This window comes from Akkermansiaceae bacterium, assembly GCA_017798145.1.
Classification (GTDB): Bacteria; Verrucomicrobiota; Verrucomicrobiia; order Verrucomicrobiales; family Akkermansiaceae; genus Luteolibacter.
This window is the reverse complement of the sequence record CP059069.1, coordinates 1,716,190-1,741,292: the sequence shown is the minus strand read 5'-3', so window position 1 is coordinate 1,741,292 and position 25,103 is coordinate 1,716,190. Positions and strand designations below refer to the sequence as shown.

General features: G+C 61.5%; 22 protein-coding genes. 11 read left to right on the top strand and 11 right to left on the bottom strand.

Annotated elements, in window-relative coordinates; all coding sequences use genetic code 11:
- Nucleotides 1-4: 4 nt before the first annotated feature.
- Nucleotides 5-898, bottom strand: a complete 894-nt coding sequence (locus HZ994_07275) for a LysR family transcriptional regulator (GenBank protein ID QTN32138.1) — start codon at nucleotides 896-898, stop codon at nucleotides 5-7.
- A gap of 100 nt (nucleotides 899-998) precedes the next feature.
- On the opposite strand from HZ994_07275, the gene HZ994_07270 reads away from it, so the two are divergent.
- Nucleotides 999-1,715: a pirin family protein gene (locus HZ994_07270; GenBank protein ID QTN32137.1), complete on the top strand. Its 717-nt coding sequence runs from the start codon at nucleotides 999-1,001 to the stop codon at nucleotides 1,713-1,715.
- 24 nt (nucleotides 1,716-1,739) lie between these two features.
- A complete protein-coding gene (locus tag HZ994_07265) occupies nucleotides 1,740-2,123 on the top strand; it encodes a hypothetical protein (protein QTN32136.1) in 384 nt (127 codons plus the stop codon).
- 12 nt (nucleotides 2,124-2,135) lie between these two features.
- On the opposite strand, the gene HZ994_07260 is transcribed toward HZ994_07265, so the two are convergent.
- From HZ994_07260 to HZ994_07235, 6 genes are all read right to left on the bottom strand, one after another.
- Complete coding sequence (locus tag HZ994_07260) at nucleotides 2,136-3,104, bottom strand: hypothetical protein (GenBank protein ID QTN32135.1); 969 nt, start codon at nucleotides 3,102-3,104, stop codon at nucleotides 2,136-2,138.
- A gap of 98 nt (nucleotides 3,105-3,202) precedes the next feature.
- Nucleotides 3,203-3,706 (bottom strand): EF-hand domain-containing protein, encoded by a 504-nt coding sequence (locus HZ994_07255; protein ID QTN32134.1) that lies wholly within the window; start codon nucleotides 3,704-3,706, stop codon nucleotides 3,203-3,205.
- A gap of 90 nt (nucleotides 3,707-3,796) precedes the next feature.
- On the bottom strand, nucleotides 3,797-4,489 hold the full coding sequence (locus tag HZ994_07250; GenBank protein ID QTN32133.1) for a hypothetical protein: 693 nt from the start codon (nucleotides 4,487-4,489) through the stop codon (nucleotides 3,797-3,799).
- Nucleotides 4,490-4,531: 42 nt separating this feature from the next.
- Nucleotides 4,532-4,915, bottom strand: coding sequence for a hypothetical protein (locus tag HZ994_07245; GenBank protein ID QTN32132.1), 384 nt, complete (start codon nucleotides 4,913-4,915; stop codon nucleotides 4,532-4,534).
- Nucleotides 4,912-5,196 carry a hypothetical protein gene (locus tag HZ994_07240; GenBank protein ID QTN32131.1) on the bottom strand — a complete coding sequence of 95 codons (285 nt, stop codon included), beginning with the start codon at nucleotides 5,194-5,196 and terminating at the stop codon, nucleotides 4,912-4,914. Before HZ994_07240 ends, HZ994_07245 begins: the two co-directional genes overlap by 4 nt.
- A complete protein-coding gene (locus HZ994_07235; GenBank protein ID QTN32130.1) occupies nucleotides 5,193-5,816 on the bottom strand; it encodes an RNA polymerase sigma factor in 624 nt (207 codons plus the stop codon). Before HZ994_07235 ends, HZ994_07240 begins: the two co-directional genes overlap by 4 nt.
- A 183-nt stretch (nucleotides 5,817-5,999) precedes the next feature.
- Between HZ994_07235 and HZ994_07230 the strand changes: the two genes are divergently transcribed.
- From HZ994_07230 to HZ994_07205, 6 genes are all read left to right on the top strand, one after another.
- Nucleotides 6,000-8,885 (top strand): DUF1553 domain-containing protein, encoded by a 2,886-nt coding sequence (locus tag HZ994_07230; protein QTN32129.1) that lies wholly within the window; start codon nucleotides 6,000-6,002, stop codon nucleotides 8,883-8,885.
- Nucleotides 8,886-8,936: 51 nt separating this feature from the next.
- Nucleotides 8,937-10,418, top strand: a complete 1,482-nt coding sequence (locus tag HZ994_07225) for a DUF1501 domain-containing protein (GenBank protein QTN32128.1) — start codon at nucleotides 8,937-8,939, stop codon at nucleotides 10,416-10,418.
- A 140-nt stretch (nucleotides 10,419-10,558) separates the two neighbouring features.
- On the top strand, nucleotides 10,559-11,437 hold the full coding sequence (locus HZ994_07220) for a sugar phosphate isomerase/epimerase (GenBank protein ID QTN32127.1): 879 nt from the start codon (nucleotides 10,559-10,561) through the stop codon (nucleotides 11,435-11,437).
- A gap of 368 nt (nucleotides 11,438-11,805) precedes the next feature.
- On the top strand, nucleotides 11,806-13,602 hold the full coding sequence (locus HZ994_07215; GenBank protein QTN32126.1) for an RHS repeat-associated core domain-containing protein: 1,797 nt from the start codon (nucleotides 11,806-11,808) through the stop codon (nucleotides 13,600-13,602).
- A complete protein-coding gene (locus HZ994_07210) occupies nucleotides 13,599-13,928 on the top strand; it encodes a hypothetical protein (GenBank protein QTN32125.1) in 330 nt (109 codons plus the stop codon). The genes HZ994_07215 and HZ994_07210 overlap by 4 nt, the downstream gene beginning before the upstream one ends.
- A 451-nt stretch (nucleotides 13,929-14,379) precedes the next feature.
- Nucleotides 14,380-14,721: a hypothetical protein gene (locus HZ994_07205; GenBank protein QTN32124.1), complete on the top strand. Its 342-nt coding sequence runs from the start codon at nucleotides 14,380-14,382 to the stop codon at nucleotides 14,719-14,721.
- A 444-nt stretch (nucleotides 14,722-15,165) separates the two neighbouring features.
- Here HZ994_07205 and katG read toward each other — a convergent pair whose 3' ends face one another.
- From katG to HZ994_07185, 4 genes are all read right to left on the bottom strand, one after another.
- A complete protein-coding gene (gene katG, locus HZ994_07200) occupies nucleotides 15,166-17,355 on the bottom strand; it encodes a catalase/peroxidase HPI (GenBank protein ID QTN32123.1) in 2,190 nt (729 codons plus the stop codon).
- Nucleotides 17,356-17,399: 44 nt separating this feature from the next.
- Entirely contained in the window at nucleotides 17,400-17,822 is a 423-nt protein-coding gene (locus tag HZ994_07195) for a transcriptional repressor (GenBank protein QTN32122.1), read from the bottom strand.
- A gap of 141 nt (nucleotides 17,823-17,963) precedes the next feature.
- Nucleotides 17,964-19,451 (bottom strand): DUF1501 domain-containing protein, encoded by a 1,488-nt coding sequence (locus HZ994_07190; protein QTN32121.1) that lies wholly within the window; start codon nucleotides 19,449-19,451, stop codon nucleotides 17,964-17,966.
- Nucleotides 19,448-22,333, bottom strand: a complete 2,886-nt coding sequence (locus tag HZ994_07185; protein ID QTN32120.1) for a DUF1553 domain-containing protein — start codon at nucleotides 22,331-22,333, stop codon at nucleotides 19,448-19,450. The genes HZ994_07190 and HZ994_07185 overlap by 4 nt, the downstream gene beginning before the upstream one ends.
- Nucleotides 22,334-22,471: 138 nt before the next feature.
- Between HZ994_07185 and hisD the strand changes: the two genes are divergently transcribed.
- Genes hisD through HZ994_07170 form a run of 3 tightly spaced genes read left to right on the top strand, consistent with a single transcriptional unit; the run spans nucleotide 22,472 to nucleotide 25,103 of the window.
- A complete protein-coding gene (gene hisD, locus HZ994_07180) occupies nucleotides 22,472-23,761 on the top strand; it encodes a histidinol dehydrogenase (GenBank protein ID QTN32119.1) in 1,290 nt (429 codons plus the stop codon).
- Nucleotides 23,758-24,363: a hypothetical protein gene (locus HZ994_07175; GenBank protein ID QTN32118.1), complete on the top strand. Its 606-nt coding sequence runs from the start codon at nucleotides 23,758-23,760 to the stop codon at nucleotides 24,361-24,363. Before hisD ends, HZ994_07175 begins: the two co-directional genes overlap by 4 nt.
- Nucleotides 24,360-25,103 carry a TPM domain-containing protein gene (locus HZ994_07170; protein ID QTN32117.1) on the top strand — a complete coding sequence of 248 codons (744 nt, stop codon included), beginning with the start codon at nucleotides 24,360-24,362 and terminating at the stop codon, nucleotides 25,101-25,103. Before HZ994_07175 ends, HZ994_07170 begins: the two co-directional genes overlap by 4 nt.

Genomic DNA, 25,103 nt, shown 5'->3' with positions numbered 1-25,103 from the left:
CGGCTCAGATCCGGCTCGCCCTTTCCTTGATAAGAGCGATCAGGCTTTCCATTTCCTTTGTCAAAGGTGCCTTGGGCAAAACGAGCAGGAGCTCGGACTCGATCACGGGCGCAGTGAGTTGCACGATAGCGCACCCCGCGTGGGGGAGTTTGGCGGCGTGGCCGGGCATGAGGCCGACACCTCCGCCGGTGCCGATTTCCGCAAGCATCATCGGCAGTGAATCCATTTCCGAGACGATGCGCGGGATGAATCCGGCTTGTTGGCAGGTCTCGATGAGAAACTCGCGGCGCTTCGGAAAAAAGGCGTTGGAGAGCGAGACCCAGTCCTCGCTTTTCAGCTCGGCGAGTTTCACTGATTTTCTTCCGACGAGGTAGTGAGTCTCGGGGAGCACTACTACGAAGCGGTGTTTCGAAAGGCGCAGGACGTTGAACAGCTTTCGCTCCGCATCATCGAGGTTTGCGAGGATCGCGGCATCGAGTTCGTGAAGGCGTAGGCGGTCGAGCTGCGCGCGAGGCGGGAGATCGAAGAGGCTGACCTTCGACTTCGGGTGGCGCTGCAGGAATTCCCGGACGACGGGTGCGACGAGGTCGTCGAGAAACGGAGAGAGAAAGCCCAGACGCAAGGTCGGTCGGGCGTTTGCGAATTGTTCCTGAACCTGCTGCACCACCGATTCCGAGTCGCAGAGAAGTTGCCGGGCCTTCACAAGGAAGAATTTCCCCGCTTCGGTGAGATGGATGCGCTGCTTGATGCGGTCGAACAATTTCAGCCCCAGTTCCTCCTCAAGCAACCGGATCTGGCGGCTCAGGGCGGGTTGCGAAACATGCACTCGCTCCGCCGCCTTCGACATGCTGAGTTCCTCGGCGGCCGCCACGAAATACCGGAGCTGGTGAAATTCCATGTGGCGGAGCTTACCGGATCGGGTTATAACTTCAAGGCATGAACTTCGTGCGAAGGTGATATTATGCGAATCCGCTGACGGCTGTCATTGTGATGTTGTCATGAAAACGAACACTTCCAATCTCACCGTCCGCCGCTCCAACGAGCGCGGGCACGCGAATCACGGCTGGCTGGACAGCTACCACACTTTCAGCTTCGCCGATTACTACGATCCGGCGCACATGGGCTTCCGTTCGCTGCGCGTGATCAACCAGGACATGGTCGCGCCCGGCGCCGGTTTCCCCACACACCCGCACCGCGACATGGAAATTTTCAGCTATGTCGTTTCCGGCGCGATCGCGCACAAGGACAGCATGGGCAACGGCCGCGAGCTGCTGCCCGGCCAGATCCAGCTGATGAGCGCGGGTTCCGGGGTGACCCATTCGGAGTTCAACCCCTCGAAGACCGAGCCCCTGCACCTGCTCCAGATCTGGATCACGCCGGAGGGGAGGGGACTCACGCCATCCTACACCGAGTGGCATCCATCCCCCGGATTGGATGACAAATCCAAGGTGTTGGTCATTTCTCCGGACGGCCGCGAAGGCTCCGCAGTCATCCACCAGGACGCCCATGTCTATCGTCTGAAAATGCAAGCCGGCGAAACCGTCAGCCATGATCTTGCTGCGTCCCGCGGGCTCTGGCTGCAGGTTATCAAGGGCAACATTTCCGTTGGAGGCACCTCCCTGGATCCCGGGGACGCGCTGAGCACGGAGTCCGTTGGAACCGTACATTTCGCTGCAACCGGCGAAGCCGAGGCGCTTCTCTTCGATCTCGCATAAACAAAAACCGAAAACAAAAGAAACATGAAACACGCACCAACCATCGCCGCCGGCCTTCTCGGCCTGCTCTTCGTCGTATTCGGACTGAATTTCTTCCTGAAATTCATCCAGATTCCCTCGCCTCCCGAAGGTTCACCCCCTGCCATGTTCCTCGGGGCGATGTACATGACCGGTTACCTCGCCTTCGTGAAAGTCCTCGAAATCTCCGGGGGCATCCTCGTCGCGATCCCCAAAACCCGGAACATCGGCCTGCTCCTGCTCGGGCCGGTGATCGTCAACATCCTGGCTTTCCACATCTTCATGACCAAGGGCGCAGGACTGGCGGACCCGGTTGTCATCCTTGTCACGATTCTCCCGCTTTACCTGCTTTGGGTCGGTAGGAAATCGTTCTGCGGGCTGCTGAACTGATCTTCCGGAGGTTCACGGCGTCCTCAGCACCCTGTAGAATCTTTGTGCGGGGAGGGCGCCTGAATCCGTGAAGCTCAGTATCCCGTGGTTCGTCTGGGTGGGGAACGTGGAACCGGGCAGGGTGTTTTTCCACTCACCCAGCTCGTCGCTGTGCTGGATTTGGTATGATCGTGCCGGATCACCGGTCCAGCGGATAACGAAGCCACCGGCACCGTCCCTTGCAGCGGAGTTGAGCTGGAGGGGCATCATGCGCACCTGCCAATCCGCGATGAGCATCCAGTTGTCACCCCAGCTCAATCCGCTGCGCCGCCATTCCGCGCCAACGCTGCCGAGCGTGCGCCCGGCGCTCGTGCCTGTCAGGGCGGTGAAGGGCACACCGTTGAAAAGGGGGATGCCATCCAGGTAGGCGCTCCAGCGGTTCATCACGAGATCGATGCGCACCAGCAGGAGGTGAATCTCGCCGGGGATGAAATTGACCTGGGTGTTGGTGATGCCCACGCCGTCACCGTAATAGATCCAGGAGCTGTTCGCCTCATTGGCGAAGCGGATGTGAGCCAAGCGGGTGCCGTGGCTTATATTGAAGAAGGAAATCCAGAAGCTGTCCCGGAAGGCGTTGGTGGAGTCCTTGATCCCGAGCAGGGACTCGAACTCGATGATGGGTTCGCTGTTGGTCGCCGGGTTGAGGTTCACCGAGCGGCTGACTAGGACGGGATTGATGGCTCCTGCCGGCGGGGCGAACCCGATGAAGGCGGTCTTGCCAAGGCCGCTGCCAGGTATTGCGTCCTGATCGATGCCATGGGAGCCGCTGGTGGTGGAGTTCCCCACCCAGTTCTCGGTGCCAACCAGCCTGTTGGGGCCTGCCTGGAAGTTTTCGAAATCCGTTTGGTAAACGGTTTGTCCGGGGCAGGCGAGGGATGACACGACCATCAGCTGCATGGACAACCATGAAAGTCGGCAGGATGAGTTGGGTCTCGGCGGCATCGTAGCTGGGTTTGTGCTGGGAAAGGTAGGCGAACGCAAAAAAGAAGCAATCCGCCTGACGGATTGCTTCTTTTGCGATTTTGCGGGCAGGCGCCGGCTCAGCTGTTGCTGATGGGCGGCAGTTGCGGGCGGTCGAGGCGTCCGAGGAACTCCGCAAGGGAGACCGATCCGTCCTTGTTCGCATCCAGGTGGCCGAAAATCGCGGCGATTTGCTCGCGGGTGCGTCCCTTGAGCGCTGGGATGGATGCAAACTCCTCGAGGCTCATCAGGCCGTCCTCGCCGGCGATTTTTGCGAACCTGGCTTTGCGGGCGGCGAGGATGCGCTCGCGGAGGGCTTCCTTGGCAGCGGCGCGCTCGGCATCGTCGATCACGCCGTCGCCGTTCGTGTCCCAGCGGTTGAGGCGGGCGGCGGTCAGCCTGGCTTCGCGGTCGGCCTTGGCAGCCTGGCGCTCCTCCTCGTCGAGGGCGCCGTCGCCGTTCACGTCGTATTGGCGGAGGGCTTCCGGCAGGGTGCCATCGCTGAATGTCTTGCCTGCGTTGTCCTCGGCACGGAGCAGATGGCTGCCTGCGAGAAGCAGCACGAGGGTGAATGTCTTTTTCATGTTGTATGTTTTGATTCGGTTTTTTTTGCGGAGCCGAATTTCGGTCTCTCAAAGGGTATGACGCCGCGGCGGGCGGCTCGGTTACAAAAATTATTGGTTGAGCAGGTCGAAAAGGTTTTCGCCCGTTCCGGCGTCTTCCTCCGGTGCTGCGCCGTCGCGGGTCGATTCCTGGAAATCGGCGTCGATCCGGTTGATGATCTCCGTCCACCAGAGGCCGTCATCGATGAGCATGTCCTCATAGATGGCCTGTTGGCCCGGATCCAGCTCGGCGAGGATGGCGGTGCTGATGTCCTGCCCCGCGCCTGCGGTTGCTGAGGAAGGAGCGTCGGCAGGGTGCAGCACCCCGGAGGGGGTGCCGATGACCATGGAGGGGTCAAATCCTGGGGAATTCCGCGCTAGCAGGGGGAAAAGTCTCCGCTTCTGGGCTGCGGTGAGGTGAAGCTGGCTGTCCAGCTCATTGAGCCTGGCGAGGGCGTAGGTGCCCACCTTGGCGGCCTTCCCATCCGACGGGACGGTCTCGCCGCCCGCTTGCGCCGCATCCCGCACAGCGCTGCGGACGCTGAACCCCTCGGCACCCGATGATCCTCGGGCTTTTCCACGATCCACATGGGATGTCGAGGCGGCGGGCTGGCGGATGGGGGAGGCCGACGGTTTCACGCCATTATCATTGGCATCTGCGATCTCCCCGGGTGCTCCGCCCGCTCCCCCGAGGACGATCCTGGCAACCAAGGTCATTGCCAGCACCATGAGTGCGCAGGCGGCGATAAAACTGGAACGGTTCACGGCGGTGGCAGGGCTGGGTTTCGCTAACCAATGATAAACCGCCTATTCGGAGAGAAGTTGCAGGGATTTGCGGCTTTTTTCGAGCCGTTCGAGCTGGCTCTCATTCAGCGAGGGCGCGATGCGGTCATGGAGATCGAGGAGTTCGCGCAGGTAGGCCTGCCTGGACTCGCCCCGGATCGCCTCGATCCTGGCGGAACTGGCGTCCAGCTCCTGCCGTACCGCCCCAAGCTGGGAGTCATCCAGCTGCAATGCGGAGACGAGGCGCTCGGCGGCGGAATCCTGCCAGGAGACTCCGGGCTTGGCCGCGGGCCGGGCGGAGTCTCCCCCCTTGGCAGCGCCCATGCGGTGCCCGATTCCATATCCGCAGGCAAAGATAACGGCCAGTGACGCGATGATGGTGAGATAGTCGCGGAGGGTGGGTTTCATGGTTGGGTGGGGTAGGCGGGGTTTTCGGACGGCAGGGGGATGAGCGGGATTTCCTGTTTCCGGTAGCGGGAGAAGATTACGACGCAGATCCATGCCAGCGCGACGATGATGGCGACGACCAGGGAAAAGCGGCACCACAGCAGCCTCACGAAAATGGCGGAGACCATTTTCCGGAAATCGGAAGCGCGGGGAGCTGGCACTGCCGGGGGCGCTGCCTGCGGAGGTGCCTTGCGTGCGGCATCCGTGAGGAGCTTCCAGGGGTCTTCGTTTTCCTCGGTCATGTGTTAGGGGTCCGGGGTGAAATTTCGTTGAGGCGCTGGAACTGGGCGGCAAGCTTGCGGCGGGCGCGCATGGCGGTGACCTTCACCTTGGATTCACCCCAGCCGGTGATCCCGCAGGCATCCTGCACGGACCGGTTCTCGAGGTCGAGCAAGCGGATCACGATCTGCTCCCGGGGCTTGAGTGTGGCCACCAGCTTGTCGATGAGTTCGTAAAGGGCGTCCCTGTTCCCCTCGCTGCCTTCCATGCTGCCGCCCATGCTCTGCGATAGCATGTTCGCCTCGGCGGGATCCAGGTCCGTCCAGCTGATGGCGGGGCGGGCTTTCATTTTCCGGAGCCAGTCGTGACAGGTGTTGATCGCGATCCGTTTGGCCCAGGCCGCCATTTTCGCGTGATTCTTCAGGCCGTGGATGCCCAGGAAGATGCGTGTCAGGGTCTCCTGTACCACATCTTCGCGATCCGCGCTGCGGCGTAGGTGCGTGCACACCGTCCGGCTGACTGCCGGAGTGAGGTAATCCAAAAGTTCCTGCCAGGCCTTGTCCTCCCCTCCGAGCACGCGCCGGATCAGATCCGCGTCCGGACACGGTTCTGGGGCTTCCTCCTGGTAGCTTGGCGGCACCATGCATGAACCTCCGCGGCGCGAAATGGTTGCGCGGAAGGTCAGGGAAGAATGCCATGGTGTCCTGGAAGGCTGCTGGGTCTGCCCCGCCGCGGATTGACAGAATGCCGCCTGCCGAGACGTATCAGCGTTCGCCATGAACACGGGTTTCCCCAACCGGTTTTCTGTGCTATCCGTCTTCCGCCCGTGCGAAATTCCTTCATCCATGCCTTCCTGCTAACGACGCCCCTCGCGGCGGCGATCGACTTCACCCGCGACGTCCAGCCCATCCTGAACAAGAACTGTATCGCCTGCCATGGCGGGGTGAAGGAGGCAGGCGAGGTGTCCTTCATTTTCCGCGATCAGGTGCTTGGAAAAGGCGAATCGGGGAAAACCGTCGTCGTCCCCGGCAATCCGGAGCTTTCCGAAATGATCGCCCGCGTCACCACGGACGATCCCGACGATCTCATGCCGCAGCCCGATCACGGCCCGCGCCTTAGCGATGCGGATGTGGAAACGCTGCGCCAGTGGATTTCCGAGGGCGCGGAGTGGGGCGAACATTGGTCGTTCACCGCGCCCGAAAAACACGCGCCGCCCGCCGTCAAAAACACCGCCTGGCCCGCCAACGAAATCGACAGCTTCATCCTCGCGAAACTCGAATCCCAGAACCTCGCCCCATCGCCAGTCGCCAGGCCCGCCGAATGGCTGCGCCGCGCATCCATCGATCTCATCGGCCTGCCGCCCACCATCGGAGAGCTCGATGCCTTCGAGGCCGCCGCCGCGAAGGATTTCCCGGCCGCCATCGCTGCCGAAACCGACCGCCTGCTCGCCTCCCCGCACTTCGGCGAGCGCTGGGCTTCCGTCTGGATGGATCTCGCCCGCTACGCCGATTCGGAAGGCCTCGGCAACGACGGCAACCGCGATGTCTGGAAATACCGCGATTGGATCATCAAGTCCTTCAACGAAAACCTCCCCTACGACCAATTCCTCATCGACCAGCTCGCCGGCGATCTCATCCCCGGCTCCACGCTCGACCAGAAACTCGCCACCACTTTCCACCGTCTCAGCCAGACCAACAACGAGGGCGGCACCGACGACGAGGAGTTCCGCCTCCTCGCCGCGATGGATCGCAACGTCACCACCTGGGAGGTTTTCCAAGGCCTTTCCATGAACTGCGTGCAGTGCCACAGCCATCCTTACGATCCCATCAAGCACGAGGAGTACTACACCAGCCTCGCCTTCTTCAACAATGCCCGCGACGACGACGGCCCGGGCAATTTCCCCGTCCTGCCCATCCCACTCGATCATGCGGATTACCCCAAAGCCAACGGGCTGATCGAAAAAATCAGCACCCTCGAGCGAGACATCCACGACACCTGGCTCACCGTCGACGCAAAGACCTTATGGCTGCCGGTTTCCAAGCTCACCGCCTCATCCCCGACCGCCGAGATGAGCGTCGTGGAGAAGGACGGCTTCGCGGAATTCCGCGCCACAGACAATGCGAAGTCCGGCTCCGTTTACACCCTCGCCACCACCCCGCCAGCCGAACTCACCACCCTCACTGCCTTCCGCCTCACCTACCTACCCAAGGACGAGAAAAAAGCCCTCACCGACGCGGAATGGGGCGCATCGCTCAACCACATCAAGGCCGAGAAAATCACCGCCGATGGCAAGGCGGAACCGCTCATCCTCACCGATGTCATCCCCGACGAAGCCCACCCGCGCGAGGATCCGCTCGGCTCAATCCGCGGCAAGGGCGGCGCATGGGGCACACACCAGAAATTCTTCCGCCCCCGCCACGCCACTTTTGTCCTTGGGAAACCCGTCTCCCTCGCCGCCGGGGAAACCGTACGCCTCATCCTGAAAAACGGCGGCACCTACCTGGCCTCCTTCCCCATGGTCGCGAAGCGCGGCCGCATCGCCTTCAGCGCGGATCCCGCATGGATCGCCATGCAATCCGACCCCGGCATCGCCTCCGCCCGCCGCGAACTCCAGCAGGCCAAGGCCGACCTCGCGAAGATCCCCAACGTTAGGATCCCGGTCATCATCGAGCGCGCTCCCGAGCACTCCCGCCTCACCAATTTCTTCAACCGCGGCAACTGGCTCGACAAAGGCGATGTCATCCCCGCCGCCGACACCCCGCACGTATTCCCAAGGCTCAAGCCCGATGGTGAAAAACCGACCCGCCTCGACCTCGCGAAATGGCTCGCCTCCCCGCAGAACCCGCTCACCGCCCGTGTCGCCGTGAACCGTTTCTGGCTGGAGCTTTTCGGGGTTGGCATTGTCCCGACCCCCGAGGATTTCGGCTCCGCCGGCGAAAAGCCCACCCACCCCGAACTGCTCGACACGCTCGCCGTCGAATTCGCAACCGACATGAAATGGGACATCAAGAAACTCCTGCGGAAAATGGCCACCAGCGCCACCTACCGCCAGGCCAGCGCCGTCAGCCCGGAACTGCACGAACTCGATGCCGACAACCGCCTCCTGGCCCGCGGCCCGCGGCAGCGCCTCACCGGCGAGATGGCGCGCGACGCCGCCCTCACCGCCTCCGGCCTGCTCCACCCCCAGGCCTTCGGAGAACCCGCCTACCCGCCGCTGCCGCCCGGCGTCTGGAAACCCTTCGTCGATGGCGGCCGCTGGAAAACCCCTGAGCCGGGCAATCCCCAGCGTTACCGCCGCGCGGTTTACACCTACTGGAAACGTAGTATCCCATACCCCACCTTCTCGACCTTCGACGCCCCCAGCCGCGAGCTGTGCAGCAAGCGCCGCATGCCCTCCAACACCCCCGTCCAGGCGCTTGCCGTCCTCAACGACCCCGCCTTCCACGAATGCTCCCAGGCTCTCGCCCGCCGCATGAAAAACGAAGCCCAAGGCTCCGCCTCCGACAGGATCTCCTTCGCCTACCGCGCCGTCACCTCCCGCCCCATCACCCCTGACCGCCTCACCGAGCTCACCGCCCTCTATGATGAGTTGGAAAAAACCTACAGCTCAGACCCCACCCTCATGAAAGGCCTGGCAGGCACCCCCGACGGCGCGGCCTACACCGTCGTCGCCTCCGTCCTCCAAAACCTCGACGAAGCCATTACCCGCTAAGTCCGCAAGCCAGGCCTTCCACTTCTCACTCGGCACCAGCCATTTCTTCCCATGAACCTCTTCCAGACACTCCACTCCGAGAAGCTCCAGCACACCACCCGCCGTCAGTTCCTCCGCGACTGCACAACCGGACTTGGCGGCATCTGGCTCGCCTCCCAGGGACTCGCCAACGCCGCCGGGCCATTGAAAATTTCCCACGATCCCTCCGCCCCGCTCGCCCCGCAGCCGCCCTCCTTCGCGCCCAAGGCCAAGCGCGTGATCTATCTCCACATGGTCGGCGCACCCAGCCAGCTCGAGCTATTCGACTACAAGCCCATCCTGAAAAAATACGACGGCAAGCAATGCCCCAAGGAATACCTCGAAGGCCAGCGCTTCGCCTTCATCCAGGGGGTCCCGAAAATGCTCGGCCCGCAGTTCGAGTTTTCCCAGCACGGGAAATCCGGCATCTGGATGTCCGACCGCCTGCCGCACCTCGCCAAGCACGCCGACAAGCTCTGCGTCATCAAGACCATGCAGAGCGACCAGTTCAACCACGGCCCCGCCGAGCTGCTCATCCACACCGGCAACGCCAACCTCGGCCATCCCTCGATGGGTTCATGGGTCACATGGGGGCTTGGCTCGGAAAACCAGAACCTGCCAGGCTACATGGTTCTCATTTCTGGTGGGCGCTTCCCGCGCGTCGGCTCGTCGCTCTGGGGCAGCGGCTACCTGCCCTCCGTGTACCAAGGCGTCCAGTGCCGCCCCTCCGGCGATCCCATCCTCAACTCCGCCAACCCCGCCGGCATCTCCACCGATATCCGCCGCAAAGCCCTCGACTCCCTCAAAAACCTCAACGAGAAGACCTACGAGGAAATCGGCGATCCCGAGACCGTCACCCGAATCGCCCAGTATGAAATGGCTTTCCGGATGCAGGCATCCGTTCCGGAAACCATGTCCATCGACAACGAACCGGCCCACATCCACGAGATGTATGGCACAAGGCCCGGCAAGGAATCCTTCGCCAACAACTGCCTGCTCGCCCGCCGCCTTGCGGAGAACGGTGTCCGCTACATCCAGCTCCACGATTGGGGCTGGGACTCCCACGGCTCCAACAAGGAGGAGTCCATCAAAGGCGGTTTCATCGGAAAATGCGAATCCATCGACAAGCCCATCGCCGCCCTTCTAACAGATTTGGAGCGGCGTGGCATGCTTGAGGAAACCCTCGTCGTCTGGGGCGGGGAGTTCGGCCGCACCTCCATGCAGGAAAACCGTGGCGGCGGCGCGGCCAACGCATTTGTCGGCCGCGACCACAACCCCAACGCCTTCTGCGTCTGGATGGCCGGCGGCGGCGTCAAGCCCGGCATCTCCTACGGCGAAACCGACGACATGGGATACCAGGTCGCCAAAGACCCCGTCCACATCCGCGACCTCCACGCCACCATGCTCCAGCTCATGGGTTTCGATGCGAAACGCCTCTCCTACCCCTTCCAGGGACTCGACCAGAAGCTCATCGGAGTGAAGCCTGCGAAGGTCATCAAGGATATCCTCGCGTAGCGAAAGCACCCCTCCCATTTCCCTGCCGGAAGCTTGACATCCCCCATGGATGCCGCACTTGGGGTTTGTCATCGTCGAATGGCTCCGGTGGGGGAATTTGAAGTTTGAGTTCCCAGGTTTCGAAAACTAGGGTCTCCCACATGCTTTCCACAGAAAAACTCACCGGCTTCGCGGACGAGGCCTCCCGCGACATTCACAAGCAGATCGCCGCCACCAAAGCCCTCGGCTGGTCCGCCATATCCACCCGCATGATCGGATCGAAAAACATCCACGACTTGCCCGAGGACGAGTTCCAGGCCGCAGCCGACGCCCTCGATGCAGCGGCCATCACCGTCCCGGAATTCGGCTCCGCAATCGGCAACTGGGGCAAGAGGATCGATTCCGATTTCGCCATCACACTCGCCGAGATCGAACGCGCCATCCCGCGCATGAAACGTCTCAACACCCCGATGATCCGCATCATGTCCTACGCCCAGGAGCCTTGGGGACAGGATCAGAACGAGCGGGAACGCTTCCGCCGCCTGCGCGAGATCACCAAGCGCTTTTCCGACGAAGGCATCACCGCCATACACGAGAACTGCATGAACTGGGGCGGCTTCTCCGCAGAGCACTCCCTCCGCCTCGTCGAGGAAGTCCCCGGGCTGAAACTCGTCTTTGACACCGGCAACCCTGTCTTCCAGCGCGACCGCTCCAAGCCCGAACCACACCCATGGCAGGATCCCATGGAGTTCTGGCTGAAAGTGAAGGAGCACGTCTCCCACATCCACATCAAGGACTGCATCAACCCCGTATCCGACGGCGTGGAGCCCGAATACACCATGCCTGGCCTCGGCCAGGCCAAGCTTCGCGAGATCCTGACGGATGCCCACCAATCCGGCTACAAGGGCTGGATCGCCATCGAACCCCACGTCGCCACCGTCTTCCATGCCCCCGATCCCTCCGCCGTCGATTGGGACCAGTGCTACGATTCCTACGTCGAGTACGGCCGCCAGTTCGTCCGCCTCGTCGCCAGACTGTAAGCGGCAACGCCGCAGCGAGACCTGCGGGCGAATCATCCAATTGCGAAACGCACCCTGCATGAAACGCAGTCAATCTTCCGCTGCCTGTCCACAAACCATGGTCTTTTTCGAAGATGCAAGGATCGCGCGGCTTAATGGGATCGGTCAGCTCTGCCCAAGGGGATCTTTAGGGGTCAGGATCTTTAGGGGTCAGGTGTCGCATTTTAACATTTTTCCCACACGGCCTCCCCGGCACCCACACCTTCGCCTACTTCTACGATGGCGATGGCAACCTCGACCACCACACCCGCCCCGACGGAAGCACCGTTGACTACGACTACAACCTGCGTAACCTCCTTGAGGCGGTCACCGCAGACGCCGCACCACCCGTGGCAGAATACACCTACAACGGAAGAAACCAGCTCTCCACCACCAAAGTGGAGAACGGCCTCTTCACCGCCACCCAGTCCTACGACGACGCGGGCCGCCTGTGGGGGCGATCTTCGGTCGCCCCATCCACCGGCGCCCTCGACACCACCGCCTACACCCTCAGCCCCGATGGCCGCCGCACCGGCATCACCCGCAACGGCACCGCCGAGACCTACGGCTACGACTCAGCCCGCCAGGTGGAAAGCGCCAGCATCCCCCTCACCGGAGGCACCCGCACCAACGGCTACCAGTACGACGCGGCAGGCAACCGCTCCACCGCCACCACCAACGGCACCACCACCAGCTACTTCGCCAACCTCCTCAACGGATACACCTCATGGAGCGGCGGCATCCTGCCGCCGTCCCACGACGCCAACGGCAACCAGCTCACTACCTACACCGGAGCAACCCTCGCGTGGGATATCAACAACCAATTGACCTCCGCCTCCAATAGCGCGGGCGACACCGCAACCTACGAGTACGACGCCCTCGGCCGCCGCACCAAACGCAACGAAACCATCTCCGGCGTCACCACCAGCACCTGGTTCCTCACCAACGGCTGGAACGTGGAACTCGAATATGAAAACGGAGCCTACGCCCGCCGTCTGACATGGGGCATGGATCTTTCCCAAACCCTCCAGGGCGCGGGCGGAGTCGGCGGCCTCGTCATGCTCGAAACCCAAATCTCCTCATCCCCCATCCCCAATTTCCCTTTATATGATGGCAACGGCAACATCACCGCCTGGGTCAACTCCAGCGGCACAGTCACCGCCCGCCAGCGCTACGACGCCTTCGGCAACATCATCGAACAGACCGGCACCGCCCCCAGCCGCTACGGGTTCAGCACAAAACCCATCGACCTTGTCACCGGTTTCCTCTACTACGGCTATCGCTTCTACGACCCCAAAACCGGCCGCTGGCCGTCAAGGGATCCGATCGGGGAACAAGGCGGCATTAATCTGTATGGGTTCGTGGGGAATAGTGGCGTTAATGGAGTTGATCTGTATGGACTTAATGAATTAATTATCAGCGGTGGGTGTAATGCACACAAAGGTGGATGGGATGGTGCAGCTCAAGCTTCTGATGGCATTCTTGGAGATCCATTGCGAAGAGGTATTAGAAAAGTCAATCCCGGAATCGCCCATGATAGAAATTGGAAAAATTTTATTACGGCAGCCGAAAAAGAAATCGAAGAACGCAAAGGAAAATTAGCCAAAGGCGAACAGATTGAGTGGTTTGTTGAGTGGCATTCATATGCGCGTCGCGCTCAGCTTGAGGGTCTTGATGTAAATGCCTACCGTAAAGAAATTCAAGAGATTGCGAAAAAACATGAAGTCGCGTTGAGATTTTATGGGTCAAAAATGGAGTTTATTGGTAAGCTTCACACAAGCGTATTTGGCAATGGATATCGAACAGGTAACGAGAAAATAAGTAGACTTACTTATTTCGGACATGGTCGTCCCGGTTCGTTTGATTTTGTTTATCCAGGAAATCAGAATGGGTATTCTCTGTTTAACGAAGATATTGGGATGATAAGTAAAGAGGTATTTTCTAATCATGCGATTGCAATTAGTTGTGCATGCAACTCTGCGACTGCAACAGAAGGAGGGGGTAAGTCATTTCGTGATGTCTGGAAAGACCATTTCGGCTGGGAATTCTACGGCGTGAATAGTCGAACTAGCTATTTTAAACCGGAATCACCGACTCCAACTGAGGGAGGTAATTGGGTGCCTTCACCACCTGATGGATTTGAATGAAAATCAAACTATATATATTATTCGTTGCCTTATTGGTTATCTGTGTATTAATTGGATTTCAATTTACAAGCATCCTGCCGCCAGAAGTTTTAAATCATGCATCCAAAAATGATCCAATTGTTTTATTGAGATCAAGGTTAAAGGATTCTGATTTTATACGTCTTAATAATGATGGAGATACTTGGGTGAAAAAAAGAATAATCGGTAAATGGGTGGTTGAAATTGATTCTTATCAGGATGCCTCTCTATCAGGAGTGCTAAATTTCCGAAGTGAATATCGGCATCCTTGGTTTAAATTCTTGAATCGTAGTAGAAATCATAATTAAATGGACCCACGCGCCAACCAATAGCGTTGTCCGTGGCATCACACATTCCCCATCACACATTCCTATCGCAGGTTTCCAGGAAAATTATCGTAAGTTCCCAGGAAAATAGAACAGAATCTTGCAACTACGGGGGTTGCAGGATGGGGAAGGGGTCATTCCGGGGGATTTCGGAGGCGTGGTATGGAGCGTTTTGAGTCAGCAAACGGAGTCTTGGGATGCAAACCCCGCTCCCGGCCCGCCGCCCGCCTGCTCGCAAACTCGCCTGTGCGGGCACCGCGCCGTCCGCTCGCGCGGGCTTGTTTCGCGGGGCGGTCGCTAGGCGTTCCGGCCTTCCCTCAGCGGCTTACCTGGTCGCTGGCTCGCGCCCAGCCTCGCCACTTCGTCCAGGCCTCCAGCCGCTCCCTTCGCCGTGGAAGCCCGCCCGCCGTGCGCTCCCCTAATTCATTAATTCATGGGGACATACAAAATAATTCTGGGACGAAAAAGGGGAAGGGCGGCGGTGGCTGCGCCGGGTTACACGGCGAAGAATGAGTCGGAGTATCTGGAGGGGGCGACCGGAGATCGCCCCCACTTGCCGGATCTGGGGATGGCGGGGATGTTGAGGAAACGGGTGAGCTATTTCACGGACGGTGCGGTGATCGGGAGCAAGGCGTTCGTGAACGATTCGTTCGCGGAGGCGAGGTGGAGGTTCACGGAAAGGAGGAGGGGTGGGGCGCGTCGGATGCGGGGCAATGGCAAGGCGGCGGCTGGGGTGCTCTGGAGTGTCAGGGATCTGCGGGTTGGGCTGGGTTGAAGGGACGTGGGGGGATTCGGACAATGACAGACAGATTGCCAGCAGCCTTGGTGCAGGCCAGCGGTTGGTCAATTTACCTGAAATCATCAGTCTTTTGGGGTCAGGTTCGAATGGCACGGGATTAAGCCCGATTTCGATCACGGAACCCTTGCAGGGAAAGGGATCCGTCGCCAAGGCAAGGCCTTGTGACCTGCCTCACCACAACAAATTCAACGACATTCCCAGCGCTTCCGGAAGCTGGCGTGATTCAAGCTGGCTCAACGAAAAGACGCTTAATCCCGTGCCATTCGGATCAGGTTCCTCATCGTAACATCCTTTATTTATTTTCCTCAGACTGGTTAGATTCAATCTGTCTGACTTACGCCTGGGGTCATGTAGTCACTTGAGCAAAAAAGGGGGCCTGCGGCATGAACCGCAGGCCCCTGTTGGGATTGGTTGCTTGGATCAGCCTTTCAGATCGAAGCGGTCCAGCTCCATGACCTTGGTCCAGGCGGCGATGAAATCCCTGACGAATTTCTCTCCGCCATCGGCGCAGGCATAGACTTCCGCCTGGGCGCGGAGAATGGAGTTCGAGCCGAAGACGAGATCCGCGCGGGTGGCGGTCCACTTCGGCTGGCGGGTCTTGCGATCGACTCCCATGAAGGCGTTGCCGCAGGGCGATGCCTGTTTCCACTCGGTTGCCATGTCGAGCAGGTTGACAAAGAAGTCATTGCTGAGTGTGCCGGGTTTTTCGGTGAGGACTCCGTAGGCTTCGCCGTCCGCGTTGGTGCCGAGCACGCGCATGCCGCCGATGAGGACGGTCAGCTCGGTGGGCGTGAGGGTGAGGAGCTGGGCTTTGTCGATGAGCAATGCCTCGGCGGGGATGCTGGATTTCCCCTTGAGGTAGTTGCGGAAACCATCGGCGAAGGGCTCCAGCGGCTCGAAGCCTTCGACGTCTGTCTGTTCGGCGGAGGCGTCCATGCGGCCCGGGGTGAATGGGACGGTGACCTGGTGGCCGGCATCCTTGGCGGCTTTTTCGACCCCGGCGCAACCGGCGAGGACGATGAGATCCGCGAGGGATACTTTTTTCCCGGAGGCGTTGAACTCGGACTGGATGGCCTCCAGCACTTCGAGGACGTGGGCGAGCTGCGACGGTTGGTTGACAGCCCAGTCTTTCTGCGGGGCGAGGCGGATACGGGCGCCGTTCGCGCCGCCACGCATGTCGGAGCCGCGGAAGGTGGAGGCGGATGCCCATGCGGTGGAAACGAGCTGGGAAACGGTCAGGCCGGAGCCGAGGATTTTCACTTTCAACGCGGCGATGTCGCTTTCACCGATGAGCGGATGATCCACGGCGGGGATGGGATCCTGCCAGATCAGATCCTCGGCCGGAACCTCAGGGCCGAGGTAGCGCACCTTCGGTCCCATGTCGCGGTGGGTGAGCTTGAACCAGGCACGGGCGAAGGCGTCCGCAAACTGGTCCGGATTTTCCATGAAACGGCGGGAGATCTTTTCGTAGGCCGGATCGAAGCGCATCGAGAGATCCGTGGTCAGCATCGTGGGCTTCTGTTTTTTGGAGGCGTCGAAGGCGTGCGGGATGACATCGTCCGCATCCTTGGCGACCCATTGGTGGGCACCGGCCGGGCTTTTCGTCAGTTCCCATTCGTATCCGAACAGGTTCTCGAAGTAGTAGTTCGACCACTGCGTGGGGGTCTGGGTCCATGTGACCTCAAGGCCGCTGGTGATCGCGTCCGCGCCTTTCCCGGACTTGTAGGAACTCATCCAGCCGAAGCCCTGTTCCTCGATCCCCGCCGCCTCCGGCTCCGGGCCGACGTGATCCGCCGGGCCGGCTCCGTGGGTTTTCCCGAAGGTGTGGCCGCCTGCGATGAGGGCGACGGTTTCCTCGTCGTTCATGGCCATGCGGGCGAAGGTCTCGCGGATGTCGTGGGCGGCTAGCAGGGGATCCGGATTGCCGTCGGGGCCTTCCGGATTGACGTAGATGAGACCCATCTGGACGGCGGCGAGGGGGTTTTCGAGGTCGCGCTCGCCGGAGTAGCGGGCGTTGGGCTTGTCGCTGGTGGCGAGCCATTCGGTCTCGCGCCCCCAGTAGACGTCCTGGTCGGGTTCCCAGACATCGGCGCGGCCTCCTCCGAAGCCGAAGGTCTTGAAGCCCATCGTCTCGAGGGCGACGTTTCCGGCGAGGATCATGAGATCGGCCCAGGAAATCTTGCGGCCGTACTTTTGTTTGATGGGCCAGAGCAGGCGGCGCGCCTTGTCGAGGTTGCCATTGTCCGGCCAGCTGTTGAGGGGGGCGAAACGCTGTTGGCCGCGGCCGCCGCCGCCGCGACCGTCACCGGTGCGGTAGGTGCCTGCGCTGTGCCATGCCATGCGGACGAAGAGCCCGCCGTAGTGGCCGAAGTCCGCCGGCCACCAGTCCTGGGAATCGGTCATGAGGTCGGCGAGATCCTTTTTCACGGCGGCGAGATCGAGGCTCTTGAATTCCTCGGCGTAGTCGAAGGAGCCGCCCATGGGGTCGGACTTTTCGGAATGCTGGGTGAGGAGCTCGACCTTGAGGCGGTTCGGCCACCAGTCCAGGTTGCTGGTTGCACCGCCGGTGGTGGCGGAGGTGTGGCCGAAGGGGCATTTTGGTTCTGACATGGTATCGTTTGGTTTGGGTATTGTGGTTTCTGGTTTGGGAAATTTCAGGGGTGGCATGTTTTGCGGCATTCCGGGCAAGTGCCCCAGAAGACAAGCTCCGCCTCGTCGATGTGGAAGCCGCAATCCGCGCTGGCGGTGAGGCAGGGAGTGTGGCCGACGGCACAATCCACATCGATGGTCTTGCCGCAGCTGCGGCAGATGAGGTGGTGGTGGTTGTCGCCCGTCCTGTCCTCGTAACGTGCAGGGGATCCGGCGGGTTGGATGCGGCGGATCAGGCCTTTTTCCGCGAGCAGGCCTACGGTGTTATAGACTGCCTGCCGCGAGATGGTGCCGATTTCCGCACGGACATCGGTGGCAATCTCATCCGCCGTGGCGTGAGGCCGCCCGGATACGGCGCGCAGCACCGCGAGGCGCTGTGCGGTCACCGGCAGGCCGTGCTTGCGCAGGAGTTCGATGGGAGGGGTCACATATCCAAGACCATCGATAATCTGGACTTTGTCAAGGGCTAGATGTATTCAATGCGATCCGCACCCTGGGAAGGTGCACGAGTTTGGGGTTTCCGGCCCGGCGGGGCTTTCGGCAAGGACGATGGGAAAGCTGGATCTCCGCTAGGCCAGCAGGCCCTTGACGATTTTCGTCCCCGGCTTGGTGATGTTGGTCAAACGCTGGCCGACGCCCTGGAAGGGGAAGGTGAATTTCTCGTGATCGTAACCGAGGAGGTGGAGCATGGTGGCGTGGAGTTCGTGGACGGAAACCTTGTCCTTGATCGCCTCGTAGCCGATGGGGTCGGTTTCGCCATATGATGTGCCGGCTTTCACGCCGCCTCCGGCCATCCAGATGGTGAAGGCTCCGGGGTTGTGGTCGCGGCCGATAAAAGACATTTCCCCGCCGCCGCGGTTTTCGCGCATGGGCGTGCGCCCGAACTCGCCGCCCCAGACGACGAGGGTGTCTTCCAGCATGCCGCGGCGCTTGAGATCCTTGAGGAGGGCGGTGATGGGCTTGTCGATCTTGGTGCAGAGATCTGAGAATCCGAAGTTGAGGGCGGTGTCCTTGCCGGTGCCGTGGGAGTCCCAGCCCCAATCGAAGAGCTGTATGTAGCGCACGCCGCGCTCGGCGAGGCGGCGGGCGAGCAGGCAGTTGTTGGCGAAGGATTCCTTGCCTGGCTCCGTGCCATACATCGCGTGGGTATCCTCGTTTTCCTGTTTCAGGTCGAAGGCATCCGTCGCGTGCATCTGCATCCGGTAGGCCATCTCGTATTGTGCGATGCGGGTGACGGTCTCCGGATCACCGGTCTCCTCCGCGATGCGCTGGTTGAGGCGATCCATCGTGTCGAGCGAGCGGCGGCGCATCTCGCGGGTGACGCCTTGCGGGTTTTGCAAATAAAGCACCGGTTCCCCTTCGGAGCGGCACTGCACGCCCTGATAGACGGAAGGGAGGTAGCCGGAGCCCCAGACGGATTTCCCCGCATCCGGATTCTTTCCGCCTGATGTCAGGACGATGAAACCCGGCAGGTTCTGGTTTTCCGAGCCTAGGCCATATGTCGCCCATGAGCCGATGGACGGTGCACCGGGATTCTGAGTGCCGGTGTGGACAAGCAGCTGGGCGGGGCCGTGGTTGAACTGGTCGGTATGCATCGACTTGATGATGCAAAGCTCGTCCGCCATCGTGGCGAGGTGCGGGAGCCGGTCGGAAATCCATGCGCCGCTCTCGCCGTGCTGCTTGAAGGGAAACTGCGGGCCTAGCATTTTCGGGATGCCCTGGATGAAGGCGAACTGCTTGCCTTCGAGGAATTCCTTGGGGCATTCCTTTCCATCGAGCTTTTGGAGCTCCGGCTTGTAGTCGAAAAGCTCGTGCTGCGAGGGTGCTCCGGCCATGTGGAGGTAGATCACGCGCTTCGCCTTTCCCGGGAGCTGGGGCACGGCGGGCGCGAGAGGCCGGGCGGGATCCTTTACCAGTTTCGCTGAGGCTCCGAAGGCGTTTCCTCCCATGCCCGCCATCCACATCGCGCCGAGGCCCGTTGTGCATCTCGAGAGGAAATGGCGGCGGGTGAGCTGGGTCAGCTCCTCCATGCGGAGGCGTTGTTCGAGGTCGTTCATTTCGAAAGGGCGGCGTCGAGGTTGAGGATGGTGTTGGCGGTGAGTGTGAGCGCGGGATCGGCTCCGAGCTTGGCGGATGTCGTGTGGTCTTCCCTTTTCAGATCTTCGTAGAGGGAGGTGAGTTCCGCAACCGTTTCCGCATCCGCATGGATTTGTGTCGCCGCGAAATAAGCCCAGCCGAGCTGGTCTGAGGTGCTGCCGCCGCGTTGGCGCATCCTATCGGCGAGAGCCGCCGCCGCCTCGATGTGGGCGGGGTCGTTCATGGTGACGAGCGCCTGCAAAGGGGTGTTGGAAACGATGCGGCGGGCGGTGCAGACATCGCGGCTCGGCGCATCGAAGGTGAGGAAGCCGGGGAAGCCGCTGGTGCGCTTCTGATAGGTATAGACACTGCGGCGGTACCTGTCCTCGCCCTTCGATTCGTTCCATTTCGCGCCGCTGTACACCGAGCTCCACACCCCGGCCGGCTGGGGCGGGAAAACCGACGGGCCGAACATTTTCGGAGCGAGCAGACCGGAAACGGCGAGCGCCTGGTCGCGCACCATCTCCGCGGTGAGCCGGTTGCGCGGGCCGCGGGCGACGAGCTGGTTTTTCGGATCCTTCTCGATGAGTTCCGGGGTCGCCTTCGATGTCTGGCGGTAGGCGGATGACAGGACGATCTCGCGCAACGCCTTTTTCATCGACCAGCCATGCTCGCCTTGGAAACGCAGCGCGAGGTGATCGAGCAGGGCGAGGTTGCTGGGGGCGGTGCCGGATGTCCCGAAATCCTCCGCGCTCTCCACGATGCCGATCCCGAAAACTTCGCCCCACAGGCGGTTGACCATCACGCGGGAGGTGAGCGGGTTTTCACCGCTGACCAGCCAGCGGGCGAGGTCGAGGCGGTTGCCGTCTTTTCCGCCTTCGTAGCCCTGTTTGAGAAGATCCGGGACATCGGCCTTTACGGGGTGCTCCTTGGTCATGCGGTTGCCGCGCGCGAAGACGCGGGTGTCGCGTTTGCCATGGGTCGATCGGTCGCGCATCACGGGCACTTCCGTGCCTTTCATTGCGGCCAGGCGGTCACGGTTCGACATCACGCGCTGCCATTTCTCCGCCCGCTCCGCATTGCTGCGCAGGGTTGCGTAGCGGTCGTCCTCCGCGACCTCGATGCGGAATTTCCTCAGGTAGGTGCCTTGGCTTTCGTTCGCGTTCGCACCCTGTTTCAGAGAGACCTCGATGCGCTCGCCCTCACCCATCCCCACCCGCGTTTCCGGCAGCAGGACGAACCATCTCGGCCCGGTGAGGCGGGGGTATTCCCCGAAGCCAGCGCCGCCGCCACCCGCGCCGCCCGGGCCGATGAAGCGCTTGAACTTTTCGCCGCCCGGTTGCTGGGCGAAGGCGCTCATCGGATCGGAGGGGCCGACGAGGTAATCGGCGATGACCTCGGCCATGGGTATGGCGGTGCGTTTGCCGTCGGCGGAAACCTTTTCCATCAGGAAATCCGTGACCATCACGCCGATCTGCGGCCAATCCTTCGGGTCGTCGCTTTCCGGGAAGATGGAGATTTTCATGGCATCGAAGTCTCCGGTCATTCCGGAAACCTTGTGGGTGACGCCTCGGCGCAGCGTGCCCTCGCTGGTGATGAGGCCGGATTCATCCGCTTCCAGGGTGCCGAACTGTGGGGTGAGCTGGATGTCCCGCAGGTTCGCCCACGCGACATCGGAAATGCCGCGCCCCTCCGCATCGAGCTCCTCGCGGAGCATACGGGTTTCTTTCTCCAGTTTCAGGAAATCCGCCCCGGCGAGCTTGAGTTTCGGGAACTCATAGTTCAGGTCCGAGTCCTCGCTCTGGTTGTAGAAATCCATGAACTCGTAGAACTCGTCGTGCGCGATGGGATCGTAGGGATGCGAGTGGCACTGCACGCAACCGAACGTCGTCGCCTGCCAAGTCGTCCAGGTGGTGGACATGCGGTCGATCACTGCGGCGACTCGGAATTCCTCGTCATCGGTGCCGCCCTCGGTGTTGGTCTGGGAGTTTCGCTGGAAGGCGGTGGCGAGGATCTGGTCGGGTGTGGGATCCGGCAGTAGGTCGCCCGCGAGCTGTTCGATGGTGAATTGGTCGTACGGCATGTCCGCGTTGAGGGAGCGGATCACCCAATCCCGCCACGGCCAGATATCGCGGTGGGGGTCTTTTTCGAAACCGAACGTATCGGCATAGCGGGCGAGATCGAGCCAGACGGCCGCCCAGCGTTCGCCATAGGCGGGCGATGCCAGCAATTTGTCCACCGCCTCCTCCCGTGCCTTGTCGCCATCGGTTTCCCATGCCGCCTCAAGCGCCTTCACATCATCCACCGCCGGTGGGAGGCCGGTGAGATCGAAGCTCACACGGCGCAGCCATTCGGGCGCGCCTGCTTCCGGCGAAGGCGATAACCCGGCATTCTCGATTCCTTTGAGGACGAACCTGTCGAGCGGCTGGGAAACCCACGCCTCGTTCTTGAGATCCCTGACCTCCGTTTCCGCCGGCGGCATGAAGGCCCAGTGCTCCTCCCACTTTGCGCCTTGGGAAATCCATTTTTCCAACACCGCGATCTCGGCCTCCACGAGCGGCGGGCCGTGCTTGGGCTTCGGCATGATTTCATCCGGATCGGTGTGTCTCACCCGCCTGATCATTTCGGATTCCTCGGGCTTTCCGGGGACGACAGCGATTTTCCCCGACTCCCCCTCGATGAGCAGGCGCTCTCGGAAGATCATCGAGATCCCTCCCGCCTCTTTCACGCCGCCATGGCAGGCGGTGCAGTGCTTCAGGAAAATCGGCCGGACATCGCGGTTGAACAGGATCTCCGCCTCCGCAACCGCAGGATAGGGCATGATGAGTGCGACCGGGAACAGGATATTGAGGAATCTTGGCATTTGGAAAAACGTTGGGACATACGCACCCGCAAGGCATGGCCTTTCAGGATGCGGAGGCACGCAAGGAAACGCTGCGGGACTCGTGATTGGAGGTTGGCGGTCACGGTTGGATCGTGCATCTTCCCCGCAGCCACAAGTATGAAAATTCTCTCCCACAAGGACGCTGCCTATGCCGCGTTTGTCAAGCGGCTCCGGCGCAGGGCCATCCCCGAGGATTCGGTGCGAGACCTCGTTTCCGACATCATCGGGAAAGTCGCGTCGCAGGGTGATCGCGCCCTCGTTGAGCTGACCGACCGCTTCGATGGCGCAAAGCTCTCCGCGAAAGGCCTTTTCGTGAGCGAAAAGGAATTCTCGGAGGCGGCGGCCGGGGTCACCGCAGAGACTCGCGAAGCCGTCCGGCGCAGCCTCGCCAACATCCATGCTTTCGCGAAGAGAAGCATGCGCAAGGACTGGTCAGGAAAAAACGCGGAAGGCGCAACCGTCGGCGAGCGCTTCACACCCTTTGACCGCGTCGGCGTCTATGTCCCCGGAGGCAAAGCCCCGCTCGTTTCCACCGCGCTGATGACCGCCGGTTTCGCGCAGGCCGCGGGTGTCCCGGAAATTTTCGCCGCCACCCCCTGCGGGGCCGATGGGAAGGTGAACCCCGCGTTGCTCTACGCCCTGCATCAGGCGGGCGTCACCGAGGCGATCAAGGTCGGCGGCGCACAAGCCATCGCCGCAATGGCCTTGGGCACGAGAACCATACGCCCGGTTGACCGCATCTTCGGCCCGGGAAACCGTTTCGTGGTCGAGGCGAAACGCCAGCTTGTCGGCGCGGTGTCCATCGATCTCCTGCCCGGCCCGAGCGAGATCCTGATCCTTGCGGATTCCTCGGCGAAGGCCGCCTACATCGCGGCCGACATGCTCGCCCAGGCGGAGCACGGGGGCGACAGCATCGTCGGCTTCGCCACCCCGTCCAAGGGCTTGCTCAACCAGGTGGTGCGCGAGATCGAAAAGCAGTCCGCCACACTCAGCCGGGCCAAGATGATCCGGGAAGTGCTGAAGAACGGAACCTTCCTGCTGCACGTGAAATCCATCGAGGAGGGCATCGCGATCTCCAACGATTTCGCCCCGGAGCACCTCTCGCTGGTGGTGGAGGACGAGGCCGCCGTCCTCGCGCGGATCCGCACCGCAGGGGCGATCTACCTCGGCGCGGATTCCCCGGTCGCCGTGGGCGATTTCCTGGCCGGCCCCAGCCACACGCTGCCCACAGGCGGCGCGGGCCGTTCCTTCTCCGGGCTGCGCGCCGATCAGTTCCAGCGCCGCACGAGCATCGTGAGAATGGGCAAGGCAGCGGTCAGGAAATCCCTCACGGTCATTGAGGAGTTCGCCCGCCTCGAAGGCCTGGACGCCCACGGGAAATCCACCTCCATAAGATTGCAACGATGAGTCCGGAAGACCGCGAGTATTCGCCGAAACGATTCGCCATCAGCGGCGTCTCGTGCCCTGCATGCCACGCAAAGGTGGATCGCGAGGCCAAATGGTGCGGGGCCTGCGGCTTCACCGGCGCGAAGACCATGGAGATGTTCGGCGACAGTCCGCCGCCGCTTTTCGAACTCCTGGATGTCGCGGATGTCTGGGATGGAAAGGATCAGGCAATGATAGGGGCTGAGGTCAAAGCTTTCCGGAAAAAGTTCCCTCAGTTGAATTGGCGTATCTGCGCGGTCGCCCTCGATTCCGGCGTGAGTCTTCCGCTCTTTGGCTTCTGGTTGATGAACGCCTCTCCCCTGCTCCCCGGGGAGACTGGGGAAGACCGCGAGTGGACTATCCTCCTGCTCATCGATTCCAATTCCGGCCGGGCTTCCGTCACCGCCGGATACCGCGCCGAGGTATGGCTATCCGACGAGATGTGGGACACGGCGCTGGCCGAAACCGCTGAACCCCTGCGGCGCGGCCACGCCGGCAAGGCGGTCGTCTCCTTCCTCCGCAAGGCAAGGGTGCTCCTCGAGGCGGCATGGAAGCGCTCCCAGAAACAGCTCACCTCACCATGAAGATCCTCGCCGCCTTCCTAGGCCTCCTTCTCTGCATCCCTGCGGGTGCGGATCAGACACAGTCGAATTTCAAATACGGGGAGCGAACGGGAAACTCGATTTTCGATCCCAAGGGCGTCCTCACCCCTCAGGAAAAGGATGATATCTCCGCACCGCTGCGCGAAATCCTGAAAAACGAGGGCATCGATATCCTCGTCGTCATCCTTCCCGAGATCGGAGATGCGCCCCCCATGCATGTTGCGAGGGAATTCGCGGAAAAGTGGGCGACGACAACCGTGAATTCCGTTGTGCTGCATGTGCCCGGCAAGCAGGGTTCGCCATGGATTTTTCCCGGTGAGGTCATGGCCGCGGCACTGAAACCGGAATCCGTGAAACACATGATCGCCGCAGCCGAAAAGCGCGCCGCAGCCGAGCCTACGGATTTCGGCAAGGTGCGCGCGGCCTCGGTCGAGGCGGCCGATGCGATCCGCTACTGGCTGGGCGGCGCATTGTTGCACACCGAAGAACGGATCAACAAGCGCCTGGAGTTGCAGTTGGAAAGGGATAGACGGGAACGCCTGCTCAAGCTCTCGGCCGCCCTGGGTGCCGCCGCACTGATCCCCTTGGCTTTCGCTGCCGTGTTCCTCACCCTGAGGATGAGGGGGCGGGAGGGATTGCGCTTCCCACAGCTGCGCAAGTCGGCCAGGCTCGGTGCGCCTTACTCCGGTGGTGGCAGCAACTGCTCAAGGCCCGTCTTCTAG